The organism is Vibrio sp. 10N.222.54.E6 (assembly GCF_041473955.1).
In the GTDB taxonomy this organism is placed as follows: Bacteria; Pseudomonadota; Gammaproteobacteria; order Enterobacterales; family Vibrionaceae; genus Vibrio; species Vibrio tasmaniensis_A.
This window is the reverse complement of the sequence record NZ_JBFRTD010000010.1, coordinates 263,650-281,892: the sequence shown is the minus strand read 5'-3', so window position 1 is coordinate 281,892 and position 18,243 is coordinate 263,650. Positions and strand designations below refer to the sequence as shown.

Annotated in this window: 22 protein-coding genes; 15 read left to right on the top strand and 7 right to left on the bottom strand. The window is 44.2% G+C overall.

Features of this window, described 5'->3' with window-relative positions; translation table 11 throughout:
- Positions 1 to 120 precede the first annotated feature (120 nt).
- The 4 genes from AB4513_RS06190 (at position 121) to AB4513_RS06175 (ending at position 2,398) form a co-directional block, all read left to right on the top strand.
- Positions 121 to 849 (top strand): AzlC family ABC transporter permease, encoded by a 729-nt coding sequence (locus tag AB4513_RS06190; RefSeq protein WP_102257800.1) that lies wholly within the window; start codon positions 121 to 123, stop codon positions 847 to 849.
- Between the two features lie 2 nt (positions 850 to 851).
- The gene (locus AB4513_RS06185) at positions 852 to 1,181 is read left to right on the top strand and encodes an AzlD domain-containing protein (RefSeq protein ID WP_009847233.1); all 330 of its coding nucleotides are present in this window, start codon (positions 852 to 854) and stop codon (positions 1,179 to 1,181) included.
- A gap of 56 nt (positions 1,182 to 1,237) precedes the next feature.
- Positions 1,238 to 1,543 carry an NIPSNAP family protein gene (locus tag AB4513_RS06180; protein WP_102249511.1) on the top strand — a complete coding sequence of 102 codons (306 nt, stop codon included), beginning with the start codon at positions 1,238 to 1,240 and terminating at the stop codon, positions 1,541 to 1,543.
- A gap of 81 nt (positions 1,544 to 1,624) precedes the next feature.
- Entirely contained in the window at positions 1,625 to 2,398 is a 774-nt protein-coding gene (locus tag AB4513_RS06175; protein ID WP_102257801.1) for a viroplasmin family protein, read from the top strand.
- 196 nt (positions 2,399 to 2,594) lie between these two features.
- On the opposite strand, the gene AB4513_RS06170 is transcribed toward AB4513_RS06175, so the two are convergent.
- Positions 2,595 to 3,743: a glycosyltransferase family 4 protein gene (locus AB4513_RS06170; protein WP_102257802.1), complete on the bottom strand. Its 1,149-nt coding sequence runs from the start codon at positions 3,741 to 3,743 to the stop codon at positions 2,595 to 2,597.
- A gap of 315 nt (positions 3,744 to 4,058) precedes the next feature.
- Between AB4513_RS06170 and AB4513_RS06165 the strand changes: the two genes are divergently transcribed.
- The 4 genes from AB4513_RS06165 to AB4513_RS06150 all read left to right on the top strand — a co-directional run bounded on the left by AB4513_RS06165 (position 4,059) and on the right by AB4513_RS06150 (position 7,618).
- The gene (locus AB4513_RS06165) at positions 4,059 to 4,985 is read left to right on the top strand and encodes a glycosyltransferase (protein ID WP_102257803.1); all 927 of its coding nucleotides are present in this window, start codon (positions 4,059 to 4,061) and stop codon (positions 4,983 to 4,985) included.
- A 15-nt stretch (positions 4,986 to 5,000) separates the two neighbouring features.
- On the top strand, positions 5,001 to 6,437 hold the full coding sequence (locus AB4513_RS06160; protein WP_102257804.1) for a lipopolysaccharide biosynthesis protein: 1,437 nt from the start codon (positions 5,001 to 5,003) through the stop codon (positions 6,435 to 6,437).
- A gap of 115 nt (positions 6,438 to 6,552) precedes the next feature.
- The gene (locus AB4513_RS06155) at positions 6,553 to 6,906 is read left to right on the top strand and encodes a hypothetical protein (RefSeq protein WP_102257805.1); all 354 of its coding nucleotides are present in this window, start codon (positions 6,553 to 6,555) and stop codon (positions 6,904 to 6,906) included.
- Between the two features lie 97 nt (positions 6,907 to 7,003).
- Entirely contained in the window at positions 7,004 to 7,618 is a 615-nt protein-coding gene (locus AB4513_RS06150) for a LysE family translocator (RefSeq protein ID WP_009847225.1), read from the top strand.
- A gap of 113 nt (positions 7,619 to 7,731) precedes the next feature.
- Here AB4513_RS06150 and AB4513_RS06145 read toward each other — a convergent pair whose 3' ends face one another.
- From AB4513_RS06145 to AB4513_RS06130, 4 genes are all read right to left on the bottom strand, one after another.
- The gene (locus AB4513_RS06145) at positions 7,732 to 8,199 is read right to left on the bottom strand and encodes a DUF3429 domain-containing protein (protein ID WP_009847224.1); all 468 of its coding nucleotides are present in this window, start codon (positions 8,197 to 8,199) and stop codon (positions 7,732 to 7,734) included.
- The gene (locus AB4513_RS06140) at positions 8,196 to 8,741 is read right to left on the bottom strand and encodes a glutathione peroxidase (protein WP_009847223.1); all 546 of its coding nucleotides are present in this window, start codon (positions 8,739 to 8,741) and stop codon (positions 8,196 to 8,198) included. The genes AB4513_RS06145 and AB4513_RS06140 overlap by 4 nt, the downstream gene beginning before the upstream one ends.
- Before the next feature lie 97 nt (positions 8,742 to 8,838).
- A complete protein-coding gene (locus AB4513_RS06135; protein ID WP_009847222.1) occupies positions 8,839 to 10,161 on the bottom strand; it encodes an AarF/ABC1/UbiB kinase family protein in 1,323 nt (440 codons plus the stop codon).
- Positions 10,162 to 10,573: 412 nt separating this feature from the next.
- On the bottom strand, positions 10,574 to 10,960 hold the full coding sequence (locus AB4513_RS06130) for a thiol-disulfide oxidoreductase DCC family protein (RefSeq protein WP_009847221.1): 387 nt from the start codon (positions 10,958 to 10,960) through the stop codon (positions 10,574 to 10,576).
- 160 nt (positions 10,961 to 11,120) lie between these two features.
- On the opposite strand from AB4513_RS06130, the gene AB4513_RS06125 reads away from it, so the two are divergent.
- The 6 genes from AB4513_RS06125 (at position 11,121) to AB4513_RS06100 (ending at position 15,918) form a co-directional block, all read left to right on the top strand.
- Positions 11,121 to 11,678 carry a DUF1439 domain-containing protein gene (locus AB4513_RS06125; RefSeq protein WP_009847220.1) on the top strand — a complete coding sequence of 186 codons (558 nt, stop codon included), beginning with the start codon at positions 11,121 to 11,123 and terminating at the stop codon, positions 11,676 to 11,678.
- A 226-nt stretch (positions 11,679 to 11,904) separates the two neighbouring features.
- The gene (locus AB4513_RS06120) at positions 11,905 to 13,467 is read left to right on the top strand and encodes a glutamate synthase-related protein (RefSeq protein WP_102257806.1); all 1,563 of its coding nucleotides are present in this window, start codon (positions 11,905 to 11,907) and stop codon (positions 13,465 to 13,467) included.
- A 325-nt stretch (positions 13,468 to 13,792) separates the two neighbouring features.
- Positions 13,793 to 14,314 carry an NADPH-dependent FMN reductase gene (locus tag AB4513_RS06115; RefSeq protein ID WP_032555252.1) on the top strand — a complete coding sequence of 174 codons (522 nt, stop codon included), beginning with the start codon at positions 13,793 to 13,795 and terminating at the stop codon, positions 14,312 to 14,314.
- Positions 14,315 to 14,478: 164 nt separating this feature from the next.
- Complete coding sequence (gene soxR, locus AB4513_RS06110; protein ID WP_009847217.1) at positions 14,479 to 14,919, top strand: redox-sensitive transcriptional activator SoxR; 441 nt, start codon at positions 14,479 to 14,481, stop codon at positions 14,917 to 14,919.
- 154 nt (positions 14,920 to 15,073) lie between these two features.
- Positions 15,074 to 15,454, top strand: coding sequence for a VOC family protein (locus tag AB4513_RS06105; RefSeq protein ID WP_009847216.1), 381 nt, complete (start codon positions 15,074 to 15,076; stop codon positions 15,452 to 15,454).
- Between the two features lie 62 nt (positions 15,455 to 15,516).
- A complete protein-coding gene (locus tag AB4513_RS06100; protein ID WP_029224030.1) occupies positions 15,517 to 15,918 on the top strand; it encodes a globin in 402 nt (133 codons plus the stop codon).
- 60 nt (positions 15,919 to 15,978) lie between these two features.
- On the opposite strand, the gene AB4513_RS06095 is transcribed toward AB4513_RS06100, so the two are convergent.
- Positions 15,979 to 16,563, bottom strand: a complete 585-nt coding sequence (locus tag AB4513_RS06095) for an outer membrane beta-barrel protein (protein WP_009847214.1) — start codon at positions 16,561 to 16,563, stop codon at positions 15,979 to 15,981.
- Positions 16,564 to 16,941: 378 nt separating this feature from the next.
- A complete protein-coding gene (locus AB4513_RS06090) occupies positions 16,942 to 17,709 on the bottom strand; it encodes a hypothetical protein (RefSeq protein ID WP_009847213.1) in 768 nt (255 codons plus the stop codon).
- Positions 17,710 to 17,848: 139 nt separating this feature from the next.
- Here AB4513_RS06090 and AB4513_RS06085 point away from each other — a divergent pair, with 139 nt between their 5' ends.
- The gene (locus tag AB4513_RS06085; RefSeq protein WP_009847212.1) at positions 17,849 to 18,238 is read left to right on the top strand and encodes a DUF4345 domain-containing protein; all 390 of its coding nucleotides are present in this window, start codon (positions 17,849 to 17,851) and stop codon (positions 18,236 to 18,238) included.
- Positions 18,239 to 18,243: the final 5 nt, after the last annotated feature.

The window sequence follows — 18,243 nt, the reverse complement described above, 5'->3', positions numbered from 1 at the left end:
ACGGTTAAGTACGGTTAAGTGCGGCAAACAGAGGGGCATGAAATCGAGCAAGTTTGTACAATCGAACCGACTCCACTCTTCTTACATTGAATAGCTAATGTGAAGAGAGAAAAGAATGATATGGATAGTGAAACAATGGATAGACGAACACAGTTATGGAAAGGTGTTTTGGCTGCGATGCCCTTGAGTATTGCGGTAATACCGTGGGGCATATTAGCTGGATCATATGCGATAGATGCTGGATTGAGTCAGCTTCAAGCGCAAGCGATGTCGGCTATTCTATTTGCCGGCTCAGCACAACTTGTCGCAGCAGGGATGTTCAAATCGGGCATTGGGTTAGGGACTATGTTGTTGACCACGTTCTTTATTACTTCAAGACACTTTTTATACAGCGTATCGATGCGTGACAAAATCAGCCACCTTCCTGCTCGTTGGCGTCTATTACTTGGCTTTTGGCTGACCGATGAACTGTTCGCGATTTGTAGTGGCCAATCTCAGCAAGAGTTTAACCGCTGGTACGCTGCAGGTGTCGGTGGTGGTTTTTACCTCGTTTGGAACATCGCGAGCTTCGTTGGCATTGTCGCGGGAAGCCAAATTCCTTCGCTTAATGAAATTGGGCTCGACTTTGCGGTCGCAGCAACCTTTATCGCCTTGGTGTTCCCATTAATCCGAACTCTACCCGTCGTTGTGTGTGTGGTGGTTTCACTGGTCACTTCGGTTGCCATGTCGGTTAACAATATTGAGGGCGGGCTAATGATTGCAGCGATCGCTGGTATGTTAGCGGGCTTTTTCAGCGAATCGTTCCAAGAGCGAAACAACGGTAACAAGACAATCGTGGAGGGGAAATAGAGATGATTTGGTTAACGATATTACTTATGACGGCGATTGTTTTCTTTAGTCGGTATTTGTTTCTTGAGCCTGCAATCCCGCTTCGACTCAATCAAACCGCAAGGCGCCTATTGCGTTATTCAAGCCCTGCGGTACTGACTGCGATTTGGGGGCCAATTGTATTTGCACCAGAACAAACATTTTGGCCAAGCCTTGAAAACCCATACTTGATAGGCGCGGTGGTCACAGGTCTGTTGATTTGGAAAACAGGCAATGTGCTGCTAACGATTGGCGTCAGTATGGGCGTGTTTTTGTTCTATAACCTCGTTGCGGTTGATTACCTTTTTTCTTGAGCTTCAACGTCAACTTCGGCTTTGTGTTTCTCCTATTATTTAAGGGCTGAATAACTATGATTACTTGTTATGTTCGATATGTAATTGATCCTAAAAAGGTAAGTGAGTTTGAGGCATACGCAAAAATGTGGATTCCTCTGGTCGCTAAATTCGGAGGTCAACACAACGGTTATTTCTTACCGTCGGAAGGGGCGAACAATATTGCATTGGCGTTGTTTACCTTTGAAAGTTTGACTGCCTACGAAGAATATCGGGTTAAGTCGCTGAGCGATGCTGAGTGCATTAAAGCGTTTGAATTTGCAGACGAAGTTGATTGCATCGTGAGTTATGAACGCAGCTTTTTTAGACCTGTTTTAGAGTGATAGACCTTGCAACGTATAGCTTGGTGGCATCTAATGTACTGATTCACTATTTGTGTGTTTAGGTTTTGGTAAGGAGTTAGTTTGGCTAAGAAGTATTATGTGGTTTGGAAAGGTCGTACACCGGGTATTTTTACTACTTGGAATGAGTGTAAGTCGCAAGTTGATGGTTTTGCTGGTGCGAGATATAAATCGTTTCCAACACTAGGCGAGGCCGAGTCTGCTTTCGGTGGTAAAACGTCGTCTGTGTCAGGTTCTTCGGCTACAAAGCCAAGCTCTGCGGGGAAGGCGACGAAAGCTAAGGTGCCGCCTCTTTCGGAGCAGCAAATCACAGATATGCCTTTTGATATCAAGATCTTTACCGATGGTGCTTGTGAACCAAATCCTGGTGAAGCAGGGACGGGGTTAGCGGTCTACCAAAACAACCAGTTAACAGAATTGTGGTATGGCTTGTATCAGCCTGTTGGTACCAACAATACCGCCGAGTTACATGGGCTTAAGCAAGCGTTTGTTCTCGCGAAAGAGAAGTTAAACGCAGGCCTCTCTGTTGCGATTTATTGTGACTCTAAGTACTCGATAGATTGTATTACTAAGTGGGCAACGGGTTGGGAGAAAAAGGGCTGGACCAAGTCGGGCGGCGAGATCAAAAACCTCGATATTATTAAGCCTGCGTATGCTCTCTACCAAGAACTGGCTTCAAAAATCACCATCTACCATGTGAACGGTCACGTTGGTATTGAAGGTAACGAATTGGCCGATAGAATGTCGATTGTGGCTATTTCATCGAAAGAGCAGGAGCTAGCTCAATATCGTGACATCGAAGATCTTGAGTCTATTTTGGCACTTCGAGCCGGCTAGCTAGGCTTCTTAATGAAAAGCTAATAAAAGTTACTGAAAGCATAAGTTGCCATCATTAGGCTGTGCTAAGTTGAGCGTTACATTTCAAATCAATGTAGCGCTCTTCTGTTTTTGTGGTGCTCAGTTGTTTTGATGTGCTTAGTAGCTCGTATGGTGCTTAGCCGTTCTTGCGATGCTCAGCCGTCTGAGCTATTCCTTATTGAGCTGGGTTCTCTATCCAACGAGATAATTGCTGAGCTTGTTTGATCGAATTAAAACTGTCTTTCACTCTCTCACGTGCCTTTAAACCCATCGATGTTTTATCGTTACTGCTCAGCTGCGCGAAACGCTCAATCGCTTCTCTTAATTCTTCCACGTTTTTTTCGCTAACCACAAAACCTGTCTCTGGTGAGACGATCTCTTTGCATCCCATGATGTTGGTGGTAATGACGGGTGTTCCCACGGCCATCGCTTCTTTTAAAACCAGTGGCCCTGTATCCACACACCCGGTTTCGGAAAAACAGAAGGGCGCGATTAGGCTGTCATAGTTCGATAGTTTCTCTTTCACCCACTCGTGAGGTTTCGCGCCAAGAAAGGTCACGTTTCGAGCAAGTCCTTTTTCTTTGACCTGCAATTTTAATTGTTGCTCTAAATCGCCAGTACCGATGATATCGAGATGAATGTCGAGAGGTTCGGCAATCGGTGCCAATGCATCAATAAGATGGTGGATACCTTTTTGCTCCACTAATCGACCAAGAAAAACAAAGCGAAGTTGCTTCGTTTCGGTTTTGGGGGTGAGTTGGAATTGTTTGGTATTCACTCCGCAGTGCAGGAGCTTAATGTTTCCCTTAGCCATGGTGTTGAAATCAGTGAGCATGTCTTTGCACACTGCGACCACAAAATCACTCGACGAAATCTTCTGTTCAATATCATAAGCGAACTCGTAAACATCATGACCGTGAGCAACGAACGAGCAGGTGATGTTCAGTAGCTTTGCCGCGACGATGGCGTGAGCTGTAGTGTGCTGACAGAAATGCGCATGAACGTGTTCGACGTCGTTCTCGGCGAGTTGTAGCGCCAGTTTGAATCCATAAGCGAACAGTGATTTTTTGGGCATGCTGGTTTGCTTAGAAATAAATGAGATAGCCTTGATGAAACCTATCCAATTAATGCAGGCGACTTTACCCATCCGAACATTATTGCCTATTTCGACAATGTCGTAGTCGAACTGTTTTTCGCTGTTTTCAATTTCGAACGTCATTACACAAACATCGTGCCCACACGCTTTCACAGAGTCGACTTCTGTTTGAATGAAGGTCTCACTGAGTACAGGGTAGGTTGGTGCCACAAATGCTACTTTCTTCATTCCTTACTCCTCAAATCCATATGACTAAAGCTATCAAGCCAAGGTAATAACCAATAAAGCAAAATACGAACCAAGATAAAATCGTAGTTTTGGAGGGCTTTTCGATGGTTTTCCGAAGGTTATCCCCCAAGAAGTCGCTCATTTTCTCAAATTGATAATCAAATTGGAGTTTTGACGCTCATGTCTGATCACCCTGTTCGTCATTTTGAGAGTGTCTGCGTAGGCGACTGATCTAAAAGTGATTTCATAGCAAGGCACTCTCGGCATAGAACATGCAACGTCAGCCATATAACGTATAAATCTGAGGGCGTCATTATGGCTAAAGTAAGTGTTGTTATTCCTACCTACAATTGTTTGGATTACCTGCCGAAGGCAATTGGCAGCGTACTGAAGCAGACTCATCAAGATGTTGAGCTCATTGTCATTGACGATAACAGCAACGATGGAACGTCGACGTATCTCGCTTCGATAGAAGATGAACGCATTATTACCTTATCCACATTGGGTGTCGGGGCGCCTCAAGCGAGAAACCTAGGGATTGAAAAAGCGACCGGAGAATACATCGCTTTTTTAGACGCAGACGACTTCTGGTTTCCTGAAAAACTCGAACGCCAACTCGAATTTCATCAACGATACCCAGATCTCGCGATGAGCTTTACTAACTACGAACACCTTACTGAAGATTACCAAGTGATAGTCGACTGCTTTAGTTACTGGTCGCAGTTTCAAGACCAAGGTGAAGCGTTTATCAATATAGAAAACCCGTTGGAGTTCATCATTGAAAACAATGTTATTGGAACGTCAACGGTGATGGTGAAAGCGGATGTGTTTTCTCAAACAGACAGCTTTAATCCTGATATAAAATATGCAGAAGATTGGGAACTGTGGCTTCGAATGAGTGAAAATCATCAGATTGGTGTGTTGAATTCTGTGCAGGTTGGCTACTTGATGAGAGCGAGTTCTGTTACCCAAACTGAAAGTCTTAAACTGACAAATTTGCAGTCTATCGAAACCATTCTTCAACGTTACCAAAATGACAGTCAGCGATGGAACCTACCGACGTCCAGTTTCAAAATTGCAAAGGCAAGAATATTAGAAGGTTACGCCGACTATTACAGAGGCTTACAACAAAACCGACTGGCCATCTCATACAGTATTCGTTCGTTAGTTTTGGCTCCTCAAAAAAGAACTTTACGACACCTTCTTGGGGACTGTAAAAGTTTCCTAATGCCTGCATTGTAGGAATAGGTGACTCCAATGGGTTCATTAAAACAGTCGGCCTATTACGCCATTGGTATCGTGATGATGAAAGGGATCTCGCTCGTGATGATCCCCTATATCACCCATAAGATGACGTTGGCAGAATACGGTTCTTTAGAAGCCATCGTCTTGTTGGCTGACATCGGGACAATCCTATTTAGCTTTGGGATTGTTGAGGCAATGTACCGTTATGTGGGCGTCGCTGAGGGTGAAGAAAAGAGAAAGCTGGCCTCTAACTGTTTCACGTTGAGTGTCTTGGTCTGTGTGTTAGGCGGTTCTTTAATTGCTCTTAGTATGCCGTTGTTGTTATTGATGCTGCCCGTCGAGTTTCAGCCCTATCAAATATTACTTCTTCTGATACCGACCATGTTAGATGGTGCGATTTCTATCCCGTTAACACTGATGCGAATGAATGCGTTAGCTAAGCGCTTTTGCATGCTCAATGTATTGAAGGCAACGGTGCAAGCTGCAATGACCTTCGTGTTGCTTGAAGCGGGTTATGGCATTGATGGTGTTCTGATCTCTTCCGCTGTTTCTAGTGTGTTGCTGGTGCTGTGTTTGCTTCGTTATCAATGGCAAGAGATGGGTACATTTGGCAGCCTCAAATACTCCGCTAAGATCCTAAAGTTTGGATTGCCCACGTTAGTCGGTGGTGCTTCGATGTATATGATTACAGGGTTAGACCGCTGGGTGATGGCGAGCTTTGTTGGCGTTGAAGAACTGGCGATTTACGCGGTCAGTGGTAAGTTTGCGTTGCTTCTTGGCTTACTACTGCAGCCTTATGCTTTGTGGTGGTTTCCAAATCGGGTGGCCATGCTACAACAGCCTGGCGGTAAAAAATTCTGTGCGGATAGAGCGCTAGTCGGCGTGAATCTGGCCATAGTGTTGGGTTGTTTGATGATCCTTACGGTGCCTGGTTTTATTGCTTTGATTCTGCCCAGCAGTTATCAGTATGCAGGTACTATTGTTGTCGCACTCTTGGCGATTGGTGTGATTAAGAATGCAGGGGATTACCTCAACCTTGGTTGTTTCAGCGGTGACTCAAGCCAATCGCAAATGTGGATACAAGGCGGGTGTGCGATTGTAGCAACCATTGGCTATCTTGTTGTAACACCGATTTATGGCGTGTGGGGCGTGGTGGTGGTGCTTTGTGGTACTTATGCCGTGAGGCTGTCACTGCTTTATATTGTGAGCCAAAAGATGGAGTACTTGCCTTACGATCATCGTAAATGGATGGCTGCGGTGAGTATCGCCATACTTGCGATTACCAGTGACAGGCTTCTTGGTTGGGCGCTGGTTGATGTTCATGACTTTGTTTTAGGCAGTTTTGTGGCAATAGTGACGTTAGTCGTCTTTGTTCGATACTCTGTTATTCCTGTTCCACAAGTGTTGCTCGATAAGCTCACGTTAGGCAAACATTCCCACGTAAGTTGAACCGATTTCACCCAGAGCGCGGGTATTCTGATAAGCGTCTAGGGAAATATGAATTAATGATAATAAAACACTGTTCATAATTATTTTAATTAGATAGTATTTATAAATCTAGTGAATGCTAACTATGGAAAGATATATGAATAAGTGGATGCTGCTCCTCTCTCTGTTTTCAGCTGCCTCATACAGTGATTCTCATTTTACAACCGAGAGTGTTGATACTCCCGACTTCAATTCATCGGGTTTCAAGCCGCCTGAGGTTTCTCGACAGGAACAAAACAATATCGTTTGTGAAAGTGTCGTTTGTAATTCAATCTCGCGATCGCAGCCCGTTCCTGAAGTGGGCGAAGTACCGGATCGAGAGCCGAATAAAACATTAGAAACGATAGCGAGTGCGATTTTCATCGCGGGCGAAATTGGTATTGCAGACAATTTGATTGAACCAGACGAAGAGCATTATATTGTCGAGTAATGATTAATTAAAATGGCGGCATGTGAAGCTGAAATACAGAGCTTTCTGCATTCGTTCATTGATTAAATATTTACGAAGTTTTTAACAAGGACGAAAAATGGAAATCTGGAAGTTAATGCTATTCATCCCCGCTTGTTTCGCGCTCAACATGACACCGGGCCCAAACAATTTGTTATCAATGAACAACGCCCGTTGTTACGGATTTCAGGCCGCCTTTGTCCCTGGTCTAGGAAGAATCCTTGCTTTTTCCGGCATGATTGCTTTGGCTGCATCTGGTTTAGCGGTTGTGCTTTATACTTCTGAAACGCTGTTTTTCCTGATCAAATTATTTGGTGCAATGTATCTGTTGTGGATCGCGTTTAACCTATGGCGATCTCAAGCCAGCCCGGTCGCGGATATCGAGCGAAATAAGAACTGGTTTGGTCTTGTTAAACAAGAGTTCGCACTCGCTGCGGGCAATCCAAAAGCGATACTCATTTTCACTGCATTCCTTCCTCAATTTGTCGATGTTTCTGCGAACGTAAATACTCAATTCTTTGTTTTGGGAAGTACGTTTCTTGTATTAGAAATGCTCGCAATTTCTATCTATGCAGCCTTTGGCTTATATCTACGACATTGGTTTTCAAAACCTCAGATGGCCAAGCGTTTCAATAAAGCATGTTCTGTGTTTCTTGCCTTGTCTGGTGCGAATTTATTGGTGAGTCGTCAGTAGGAATTGACTGGTTTGTGAGTTGTATTTGTCGATGGTTTTGGTGCCATTAAAGAAGAGAGTGCCTATCTAGAGCCCGCATCTTGATGCCGGTTTAAATATGGGCGTACGCACGCCTAGGTCAACATCACGATACCGTGCATTAATACGACACTAGAGGTCAGTCGGGTTCGCATATCAAAGTAGCCGTCGGGGCCTTCACTTTGATTCTCTTCTCTCATTGACCTTTCCGCTCGCCAAACCGCAATGTAGCCTAAGATCAGAATCAGAGTGGTGAGGAACTCTTGTTGCTCACCGAGTAGCACCGCTAGCCACGCTGCCAACACAATAACATTGCTAAGAATCAGAGCCTTGTTGCTGGATTGGCTTTCGAAGTTCTCTATCCCATTGCCCCACAAGATGCCCGACAAAAAGCTCAAGATAACCACGCTGTAGGTGATGAAGAGTGTTTCGCCGCTCAAGCTAAAGAATTGCCTGTCGGTGAGTGATAACAGTAGGCCGAATAAAAAGGGGATTAAACCCATATAACCGAGCTTGGCCATGGTGTTGCGTGTTTGAGTTGTCTCCATGTAATCTAACCTCATAACTGCTGCTCTATTGCATTTTTGAGGGTGCTACTGGTTGGCGATGTAGAACTCGGGAAGGTTGCTATCACTTTGCCTTCTTTGCTGACCAAGAACTTGTAGAAATTCCATTTCGGTTTGATACCGGCTTGTTGTTGGATTTCGGCAAAGACTGGATTTGCGTTTGGCCCAGAGAGTGACGCGCGCGCCATCATTGGAAAGGTGACGCCATAATCTAGGTAGCAGATTTTTGCGGATTGCTTCTCGCTTCCTCTGTCTTGGCGAAAATCATTACTTGGGAAACCAACAACCGTGAACCCTTCATCTTTATACGTTTGGTGAAGCTGCTCTAGTTGCTCGAACTGAGGCGTGAAACCGCATTGGCTTGCCGTATTCACGATTAATAAAGTCTTACCTTGGAACTCTTCACACAGCTCAATTTCTTCGTTTGAATTTAGCAGCCTTTGTTTGCCGTTGAGTATCTCAGGGCAGCTTGCTGAAAATGCGAATGAACTTGTTAGGCTTGCGATTAGGGCGGTGGAGCACAGCAGTGAATGTTTCATAAGTCTGACTCATTTTAGTTGGCGTAACTGTTATTACTGTTCAGCGACTTGAAATGATCACTTTGCTAATCATTAACCGTCACTATTTAAGAACTAATCAAGTGTCATCGCTGATGAGATATGGAGCGACCAAACGACTTATGTTCACCCTTGCTCCAAGGCGAGATGCCAGTAGGTACATGCCTCCAATCTTTCGGTGGAGGAATAGAGCGTCTGCTGGTGGCGTATGCCAATACTCTTGCTCCATGCTGAGTATGGTTCCCGCTTCACGAAGCCTTTGTGCTAAACCACTGGCTTTGAAGTTGTAATCTTCGTCGACAAGCATGGGCTCACACGCCATAGTCACTAAGTTAAGAATGGCTTGGCGCTGATCGGGCAGTATGACTTCGCTAAAGAATCCAATCTGTTCGAGTGCTTGATTGAGCCCTGATTCGTCTTTATTAACAACAGAAGTAAAGGCCAAACGATAGCCATCACTGAAGCGGTCGCTGTATTCACGGGTGGCACCGAAATCCAATAAGCCAATCTGTCGTGTTTGTTCTACATACAAGTAATTGGCGAAGTTGGGGTCGGTCTGCACCATCCTAAAATCGAACAATTCCCTGAACATGAGTTCGAGCAAGCTGTGCATCACAAAATCTCGAGTACTTTGATCATAACCTTCAATTTGCTCTATCGAGATGCCCTCAATGAAGTCCATGGCGAGCACCGATTCTGATGAGATTTGCGCATGAATCTTAGGCACGACGAAGTGAGAGTGCTCTTTTAATGCATTTTGATAACGAGTCGCATAGTCGGCCTCGCGAGCATAGTCGGCTTCATCATGTAGTTGTTTTTTTGCCTCTTCTAACAAGCCTTTGTAATCGACTGACTTGGGTATCAACCCAACAATATTGAGCAATGTACCAACGTTATCCACATCACTGTCGATGCTTTTTCGAATGCCTGGGTATTGGACTTTTATGGCAAGTTTGTCTCCAGAGTCGCTATACGCTTGGTGAACCTGACCGATGGACGCACTGGCGATGGGCTTAAAGTTGAAGGAGATAAACTCCACCTTCCAGTTGATTCCGAGTGAATTTTCCAACACTTGGCTGAGCTGTTTGGCTGGCAGTGGGTCAGCGTCTGAACGTAGGCGAGAAAGAATATCGGCTAATTCAGGTTCTAAGACATCGCCTGCATCCATTGATAGCATCTGCCCCAGTTTCATTGCTGCACCGCGCAGGTGTGCGAGTTGATCGGTGAGCCGAGCAATGTTTTGTGGCGTTAGCAGTAAGTCTTTTGCTGTCGGCCTATTGCCCTGTGCGAGTTGCTTGGTGCCTTCCGTCAGCACATTACCCGCGACCCTTGTTGCCAGCGAGGCGAACTTACTGAATCTTGAAATACGATGGGTAGGTAGATTTCTTTCTTTTGCCGACATAAAGGTTCTCACTTAGTTATCAAGATTGATACCAATCGTAGTAAATAACTGTTCACCCTAGCTTGTTAAAAATCTCGATAACGTCGTTAGATTTTTTGATTGTAGAATAACTACTTATCGAAACTTCTTGTCGAAAAGAGCCGCCTTGTTCTCCAGCTTTTTCCCTGCGCTATTTTTGACCACTTACTTACTGTGATTGGTATGACTACAAAGTTCTATAAATCATTACCCAACCGAATGTTTTGTTGTGGTAACTTGTCTCGCGAAACAGTAAACAGAATTTAGAGGACAAAACATGAAGTTTATTTGGTTAAAAGTCGCGGTTACCGTTTTAGTTTTTGCTGCGCTGTTTGGTGTGGTGTATTACAAAGTCGCGAGTGGTATGTCTTAATACCAATGCAATTTAGTACAGCTATTTAGTGCAGCTGTTACCGTTGCAACGTGACTTTCCAGTTAGCCAGAAAGAGACTTTGTATCGGTTCTTGGCAAACCGCAGATAACACCAGTCGGCCATTGGCCTAAATATCGCCCAGCGCAATGGGGTATAAAGCCAACCTTTACCAACCAGCTTCCACGCTTGGTAAGTCACGTCCAAACCCAGCAGCAGTTTTCCATTCTCATCGAGTGCATGCAAAATCGTGTTGGCTGCCTCTGCATCTATCTGCGGGTAATCTGTAAACGCCTCACTGTAGATATCGATGGTTTGAATCTGATTTTTGGTATCAGATTTAGCCAGTGCCGCCATCTCTTTTGCACAAAGTGGACAGGTGCCATCGTAAAATATCGTTAATGCAGTCATTGTTTCCCTAACTATTTTTGCTAATTTTAAATTGTACGCAATCACCAACTAGGTGGATCATTTTACTCAGTTATCCGACACTGTAATTGTGACGACTATTTTACAGTACCATTACAAGGTAAATTCCGCGCTAATAACTAACGATAAAGAGTTGGTATTGATGATAATTAACGTAGCAAAAAAGTTTATTTTGGCAGCTTCTGTGCTGGTGCTAAGTGGTTGTGTTAGCTACAGCGTGACTGAGCAAGAAATGATGAACTACCTGCAAGATTCGGTGATGTTAGAACAAGAAGTCGGTGTGCAAAACGTTATGTATGCGCAAGTCGCTGTTGATGATTTAGCGGTGCAGATTGGTAGAGCTGATACCGAGCGTGTGTCTGTTTTAGCGAACACCAATGCAAAAGTTCAGGTGTTCAATATGCCGAATATGGGGTTGGACTTGGATATCGAGTTCAGTGCGATTCCTGAATACGACAAAGAGAGCGGCGAGATTTATTTGAAATCACTGCGTTTAGAGCGCTTTGAAGAAAAAGATAAACAGCTTTCGCCAGAGATTGCCAAACTACTTAAGCCTGCCGTTTCTATGATTGGTTTTGCTTTGTCCCAGTCTCCAGTTTACAAGCTCGACAGCAATAAAGTGCAAGAGTCGTTGATCAAGTCATCGGAACCCAATCTAGTGATTAAAGACAACAAGCTGGTCATCGAGTTATTCGATTAACCTTTCACGTTTAGCTTAGACTCAGATTTAAAACACAATGGCTGCCGATTTGGTGGCCATTTTTGTTTGTGTTGAATCAGTAAGATTTCTGTTTTTAGACTGTCTATTCAGCTTGTTTTCTCTGGCTTATTTATTGAATTAGCCGCGTATCTCACCTTTACTTTACTCTTGTGAGCAAGTCATCGCTTCAGTCATCAAATCATAAGAAAGAAAAGGTGAGCGAACTATGAAGAATCCAGTGATAGCGGATACCAAGCCAGTCAAAGTGGAGCTAACAGAAGGGGAGGAGTATTACTTCTGTACCTGTGGGAAATCGAAAAACCAACCGTTTTGTGATGGTTCTCATGCAGGAACGGGCTTCAAACCGAAGAGTTTCGTGGCCGAGGAAACCGGCGACGCTTACCTGTGCCGCTGTAAGTATTCGAACAATCTCCCTTTCTGTGATGGCACCCATAAACAGTTTACGGCTGAGCAAGTGGGCCAAGAAGGCCCCGATGTTCACATCCAAGCGGCAACGCCCGATCTCTCACCTGCGGCTTCTGCAACCAAAGAGGAGCCCACGGTTGAGTTCATTCATCAATTAGCACGAGATGGCTTATCCAAAGTGGGGCATCACGGGCCAATGACTTCAATGGGCGTTCCAAGATATCTATTGCCTCACTGGGATGATATTCAAGTGATGGTTGCACAAATGGCGACCAAACCGTTATTGGAACATGTGCCAGTTGGTACTGAGCTTATTATTGGGCCAAAAGCGAAAAAGCCACTCAAGTTGAACATATCTTTGTTTGTTTCTGATATGAGTTTTGGGTCGTTGTCTGAAGAAGCGAAAATCTCTTTAGCGACAGGCGCGGAGCTTGCGGGAACGGGAATTTGCTCGGGTGAGGGAGGCATGTTGCCCGAAGAGCAAGCGGCAAACTCACGTTACTTTTATGAATTAGCTAGCGCACAATTTGGTTACGATGAATCTAAGCTCAAAAATGTCCAAGCCTTCCATTTTAAAGGTGGGCAGGGTGCTAAAACCGGAACTGGCGGTCACCTACCGGGTGCGAAGAACATTGGCAAGATAGCAGAGGTGCGTGGCATTGAAGCGGGTACCGCCGCGATTTCTCCACCCACCTTTGTTGATCTAAAAACCGTCGAGGATTTCAAAAAGTTCGCCGACCGAGTTCGAGAGGTGACTGGCGGGATCCCAATTGGCTTCAAGTTGAGTGCCAATCATATTGAAGAGGATATTCAGTTCGCATTGGATGCCAGTGCCGATTACATCATCTTGGATGGTCGAGGCGGTGGCACAGGTGCGGCGCCAGAAATGTTCCGTGACCATATTAGCGTGCCAACTATTCCAGCGCTTGCTCGTGCCAGAGCCTATCTAGACAAGCAAGGCGTAAGTGGCAGAGTCACCTTAATCATTACTGGTGGGCTTCGTGTTCCAATGGACTTTGTAAAAGCGATGGCGCTTGGTGCAGATGGTGTCGCTATCTCGAACAGTGCCATGCAGTCGATAGGGTGTGTTGCCGCCCGAATGTGTAACACCAATAATTGCCCGGCGGGCATCGCGACTCAAAAAGCCGATTTACGCCAACGGTTAAATGTCGAGAAGGCATCGAATCAATTGAAGAACTTCTTCGAAGCCTCGACTGAATTGATGCAAGTGATGGCGAGAGCGTGTGGTCATGATCATTTGAATCAGTTTAATCCTCACGATTTGGCAACATGGAATCGCGAAATGGCCGAGCTATCCGGAGTCGCTTACTCTGGTGTCAGTCCATTAAATCAACTTAAGTAAATAGTATTTCGATCAAGCACACTCACTGTATTTTGGGTGTGCTTATTTTTGTCTGTGTAATACTAACCTATGTTTAACCTTTCGTAATTAACTGCTTTATAAGTGTTTTTAAATTATTTCCTATTTTTTGAAAATATCGCTTTACCTCAAGTTAACTTGAAGTTCTATCATCGTCCCCAATCTAAAAACACAATCTATCACCTTGTCGCCTAGTGCAGGTTTTGATGTTATCAAACAGACGTTACGAATCTTCAGTTATGAACTTTGAGCTCCGTAATTGAAGTCATGAGTGCAAAAAGGTGAGAAAAATGAACAAGGATCAACAATGAAAGTATTAGCGATTGGCGCGACCAACAGTAAAGCATCGATTAACCAACAATTGGCAGCGTACACCGCAAGCTTAGTTGAGGGCGCGCAAGTAGAGGTGCTCGATCTTAATGATTTCGAGATGCCCATTTACAGTGAAGACAGAGAAAAAGAGTCCGGTGTCCATCAACATGCGCAGCGCTTTTTTAGCAAGATTGGCGAAGCAGATGCTGTCGTCATCTCTTTTGCAGAGTACAACGGTTCATACACCGCAGCCTTTAAGAATGTGTTTGATTGGACATCACGAATCGACATGAAAGTGTACCAAGGCAAACCTGTTGTGATGCTCTCCACATCACCAGGCCCAGGTGGCGCCAGCTCTGTGTTGTCGTCTGCGGTACATTCTGCACCTTACTTTGATGCTGATGTGAAGGGCTCGATGTCGGTACCAAGTTTCTACGATAACTTTAATGTAGAAACGGGAGAAATCATCAATGCCGAAATAGCAGAGAGCCTGAAATCGATCATGAGTCAGATTTAGAGAGCGAGAACACCACAATAAAACAAAGTAGCTATTTGCGTGGTTTCTTTTCATTGCGCCCGTTATCAAAGTTTAAGGACATTAATTAGTTAAGATGAGAATTGGTCGTTATTATAAAGTTAAAGTAAGCTTTAAATATTTATGATCTCAAGGATAGTGTCGTAATGAGAAACATCGTATATCTCACCATAGGCCAATTGGCGGAGCGAAGTGGTGTGGCACCTTCAGCGCTGCGCTTTTATGAAACCAAAGGGTTGATTGCTTCGATTCGTACTAACGGAAATCAACGCCGGTATCAGTCGGCGATGTTGAGACGAATTGCGTTGATACAAGTCGCGCAGTCGATAGGCTTCACGCTCGAAGAGATCACCGAAGAGTTATCAACACTGCCAATGAACCATACCGCGACTAAGCGAGATTGGGAACGCGTTGCGAAGAAATGGCAGGGGCAACTGGACAGCAAGATGGCGCAGATTAAATCTCTACAAGAAAACCTAACTGGTTGTATCGGTTGCGGGTGTTTGAGTATGCAGAAATGCCAATTGTTGAACCCTGAAGATATTCTGCATGACCAAGGACAGGGCGCACAACGCATTGTTGATTAGACTAACTGAGTTCCTGAAAAACATGGAGCAACGGGCTAAGTTTTAGCTTTTACTCAATGGGTTAAGCAACAGTTGTGGCCGAATAGCGTGCCTAGACAATCACGAATTATAGGTCTAGTTTAGGTGGTTCTTTCAATAAAAGAAGAGGTTAGTTATGTTCAGCCATGTTTTTCTCGGTACCAAAGATATTGAACGCGCGAAGGCTTTTTATGACCCAATCATGAAAGTGCTTGGTTATAGCGAAGGTTCTGTTGATCCCAAAGGGCGCTGTGTTTACGTTAGCCAAACGGGTGTGTTGGGTTTAACGAAGCCGATTGATGGTCAGCCTGCGACTCACGGCAACGGTATGACGGTGGGTTTTCTTGCATCCTCCCCAGAAGTTGTAGATGAGTGGCATCGTGTTGGCGTCGAAAATGGCGGTACCAGTATTGAAAATGGCCCCGGAGCGAGAGGTTCTGACGAGCGTCGCTTGTACATGGCTTATTTGCGAGATCCTGATGGAAACAAGATCTGTGCAACTCACTTTATGCCATAGTGGCGTATACTTAGATGACATGGACTGTTAAGGATCGCTGGCGAATGCGAAGAACCAACAAAATGACACCTAATGAACTGTTTTATGAAAGCTTTGAGCGTTGCAGGATCGATGAAGAATTTCTAGAAACATTTTTGGCGGACTTCTGCGAACACAACCCTAGGTTTTCAGAGCGATTTGAAAACATAGGGTTAGAGCAACAAACCAAGATGCTTAAAGCTTCAATCATCCTTATCTATAACTCTGCAGGTCTGCCGAGCGTACGAAACTCGGTGAGAAAGCTTGGGAAGCGACATAAAGATTTAGGCATGGATATTTCTGAGCAAGAGCTCAACGAGTGGTTTAATTCCTTGCTCAATACGGTTAAAAAATACGATCCACTTTATGATGAAAATATCGAACAAGCTTGGGCACATACCTTGGAAACAGGACTTGCTATCATGAAGAAAGAGTGTGTAGTCTGAATCAAAAAATGTACAAAGTAAGCCCCACACAACAAGAGGCTTACTTTTTTATCGACTCAATTAAAAGGTAAAGCCTGCTTGGATATTCAGTACCGACTCAGCGGTATACCAACCAGTACTTCCGCCGAACTCATACCAATCAAATCCAGCTCGAGTCACAAACTTGGAGTGGCCGAAAACTGGTTTTAGTGACTTGTATTCTGCGCCGATGCCGTAAGTTAAGCCAAAATCACCATGGGACCCTTTGTGGACTTCATTATTATCGCTAGATCGGAACACCAATTTGGTATCTGAGTGTGCGTAAAACGCGCCCGCCTTACCATAAACAGCGAAGTTTTCGCTGAAGCTGTGCTTATACATAGGTGTTAATGAAAGCATTAAAGAATCGAACTCTTGCTCTGTTTGAAGCACCTTGTCACCATTATAGCTAGTAGACTTATCGTCAGTGCTGATAACAAGTAACGTCGATTCAATATACCAATTGCTTTGAACGATCTGGCTACCTAACGTGAATTGAGCGCCAACGTCACCGCTATCCATACCTACACCACCTAATGTGTACATTTCGTTTGATGCGAAAGCTGAAGTTGATGCGATCCCCGTAACTGAGGCAATCGTAAGAGCCGCTAAGACTAATTTTTTCATTGTTTTTACTCTGGTTTGTAAATTTCGGGAGAGGATTTTAGCGGCATTTTCAAAATAAAAAACACTGTTCGAATGGGCGATGGTAAGATTAAATGAAGATTAAATATCTCAAAACATAAGCCTGTATTTCCATGACCTAAAATTACAATTTTTTAGATGGATCAAATGCGCGGTGTGCGAGAGTTAGTCTATGATTTAATGGGTTTTCTATGAGGGAGGGCGGTGCATGTTTCACGCAGAAAAACCTCTGGCGACGGAGGTCATCACCAGAGATAAGAATCATTCGAGGCTTACGTTTTAATTGAAATTAAATCCAAATGACCAATGTTGGGTTGGCATTGGATTGGCCGAGGGTTCTAACACGTTACGATAATCGGATTAAAAGTGAGCAGCCCAACCAATCAGGAACCCTTGCGATGCGGTATCGTATTCAAAGGTACCTTTGTTTTCGTAATCAACCCAAGTGGATTTATACGCCAGATTTAAATCCGACCAGTCGTTAATTTGATAGCGAGCGCCGGTTAACAGAGATGAGGTAAAGTCGGTATCGCTTCCAAGGCCCATATCTAAGCTCGTGTGCACAGTCCAATTTTTGTTGAGTTCCTTGGTCCAACGAACGCCTATCAGATAATCAATCCAATCTTCTTCTAAAGATCTTGAATTCAGGGTTGTCCCGCTGTTTGTGTAGAGTTTGGAATCAATATCGTTATCCCACCAGCGTAATCCAACCATATAATCAATGGCACCAATGTCGTATTGGTAGCGTTTAAAGCCTTTTGCTTCTAAAACGCCTTGTCTGATCTCAAGCTTGCCATTAAGAATACCTGTGTTGCCGATGATTGAATCTGACTTTCCGCTCAGTTTCATGTAGCTGTAGTCAACGTAATAACCCCACTGATTGTTATAGATCCCCTCTAGTCGAAGCATCGCTCCCATATCCAAATGACCCATGATGAATGCAGGGTCGACATCAACATCGCTAGAAATATCACCAATTGTTGTATTACCACGGATATTTAAAGCAAGCGCATAAATTTCTATGCTGTGTTGCCACTTTTTCGTGTCCGATTGTGAACTTGCTTCTTGTGCATTTACGGTTGAACTAACAGCCAACGCTGATGCGAGTAGGTAATGCCATTTAGCCATATTGATATCCTTATCTTCGATGTGAAATAGCACGAATGTGAATGTGTGTTTTAACTATCCATTTTTCACATATGCAACTTGTATATTGCTGATTGTAGACTATGTTTTTTGAAAAGAGCCAAATTAAAAGAGTAAGGATATGAAGCCACAAAGCATTTTTTTGTTCGTTGCTGTTTTGGGTTTAACACCGATTGCGTTGTCGTACGGTTATGCCCCCGTTGTCTCCCTTGATTATCTTTTCGGAATTGATGCTAGCCCTATCAATGTCACTCATATCTTTCGTGCTGTGATGGGGTTGTACTTAGCGTTGGCTCTGTTTTGGATAGTAGGGGCGTTACTAAAGAAATACCGACTGCCAGCACTCTACAGTTTGGTGGTCTTCATGTTGGGTTTGGCTGCCGGCCGAGTCATTAGCTTGTTGATAGATGGCATGCCTCACTGGCTACTTGTCGTCTATCTACTATTGGAGCTTGGCTTTGGTTTGGTAGGAATAAAAATGGTTCACAAAGAGCAATCTGAAACAGTATAAGGACA

Bases quoted from the DNA above. Each gene is read 5' to 3' on its own strand.
- soxR (WP_009847217.1), top strand. From the start codon at position 14,479: ATGAGAAACATCGTATATCTCACCATAGGCCAATTGGCGGAGCGAAGT.
- AB4513_RS06085 (WP_009847212.1), top strand. From the start codon at position 17,849: ATGAAGCCACAAAGCATTTTTTTGTTCGTTGCTGTTTTGGGTTTAACA.
- AB4513_RS06130 (WP_009847221.1), bottom strand. From the start codon at position 10,960: ATGACTGCATTAACGATATTTTACGATGGCACCTGTCCACTTTGTGCA.
- AB4513_RS06150 (WP_009847225.1), top strand. From the start codon at position 7,004: ATGGAAATCTGGAAGTTAATGCTATTCATCCCCGCTTGTTTCGCGCTC.
- AB4513_RS06180 (WP_102249511.1), top strand. From the start codon at position 1,238: ATGATTACTTGTTATGTTCGATATGTAATTGATCCTAAAAAGGTAAGT.
- AB4513_RS06185 (WP_009847233.1), top strand. From the start codon at position 852: ATGATTTGGTTAACGATATTACTTATGACGGCGATTGTTTTCTTTAGT.
- AB4513_RS06090 (WP_009847213.1), bottom strand. From the start codon at position 17,709: ATGGCTAAATGGCATTACCTACTCGCATCAGCGTTGGCTGTTAGTTCA.
- AB4513_RS06145 (WP_009847224.1), bottom strand. From the start codon at position 8,199: ATGAGGTTAGATTACATGGAGACAACTCAAACACGCAACACCATGGCC.
- AB4513_RS06135 (WP_009847222.1), bottom strand. From the start codon at position 10,161: ATGTCGGCAAAAGAAAGAAATCTACCTACCCATCGTATTTCAAGATTC.
- AB4513_RS06190 (WP_102257800.1), top strand. From the start codon at position 121: ATGGATAGTGAAACAATGGATAGACGAACACAGTTATGGAAAGGTGTT.
- AB4513_RS06140 (WP_009847223.1), bottom strand. From the start codon at position 8,741: ATGAAACATTCACTGCTGTGCTCCACCGCCCTAATCGCAAGCCTAACA.
- AB4513_RS06155 (WP_102257805.1), top strand. From the start codon at position 6,553: ATGCTAACTATGGAAAGATATATGAATAAGTGGATGCTGCTCCTCTCT.
- AB4513_RS06120 (WP_102257806.1), top strand. From the start codon at position 11,905: ATGAAGAATCCAGTGATAGCGGATACCAAGCCAGTCAAAGTGGAGCTA.
- AB4513_RS06100 (WP_029224030.1), top strand. From the start codon at position 15,517: ATGACACCTAATGAACTGTTTTATGAAAGCTTTGAGCGTTGCAGGATC.
- AB4513_RS06170 (WP_102257802.1), bottom strand. From the start codon at position 3,743: ATGAAGAAAGTAGCATTTGTGGCACCAACCTACCCTGTACTCAGTGAG.
- AB4513_RS06125 (WP_009847220.1), top strand. From the start codon at position 11,121: ATGATAATTAACGTAGCAAAAAAGTTTATTTTGGCAGCTTCTGTGCTG.
- AB4513_RS06165 (WP_102257803.1), top strand. From the start codon at position 4,059: ATGGCTAAAGTAAGTGTTGTTATTCCTACCTACAATTGTTTGGATTAC.
- AB4513_RS06160 (WP_102257804.1), top strand. From the start codon at position 5,001: ATGGGTTCATTAAAACAGTCGGCCTATTACGCCATTGGTATCGTGATG.
- AB4513_RS06115 (WP_032555252.1), top strand. From the start codon at position 13,793: ATGAAAGTATTAGCGATTGGCGCGACCAACAGTAAAGCATCGATTAAC.
- AB4513_RS06105 (WP_009847216.1), top strand. From the start codon at position 15,074: ATGTTCAGCCATGTTTTTCTCGGTACCAAAGATATTGAACGCGCGAAG.
- AB4513_RS06095 (WP_009847214.1), bottom strand. From the start codon at position 16,563: ATGAAAAAATTAGTCTTAGCGGCTCTTACGATTGCCTCAGTTACGGGG.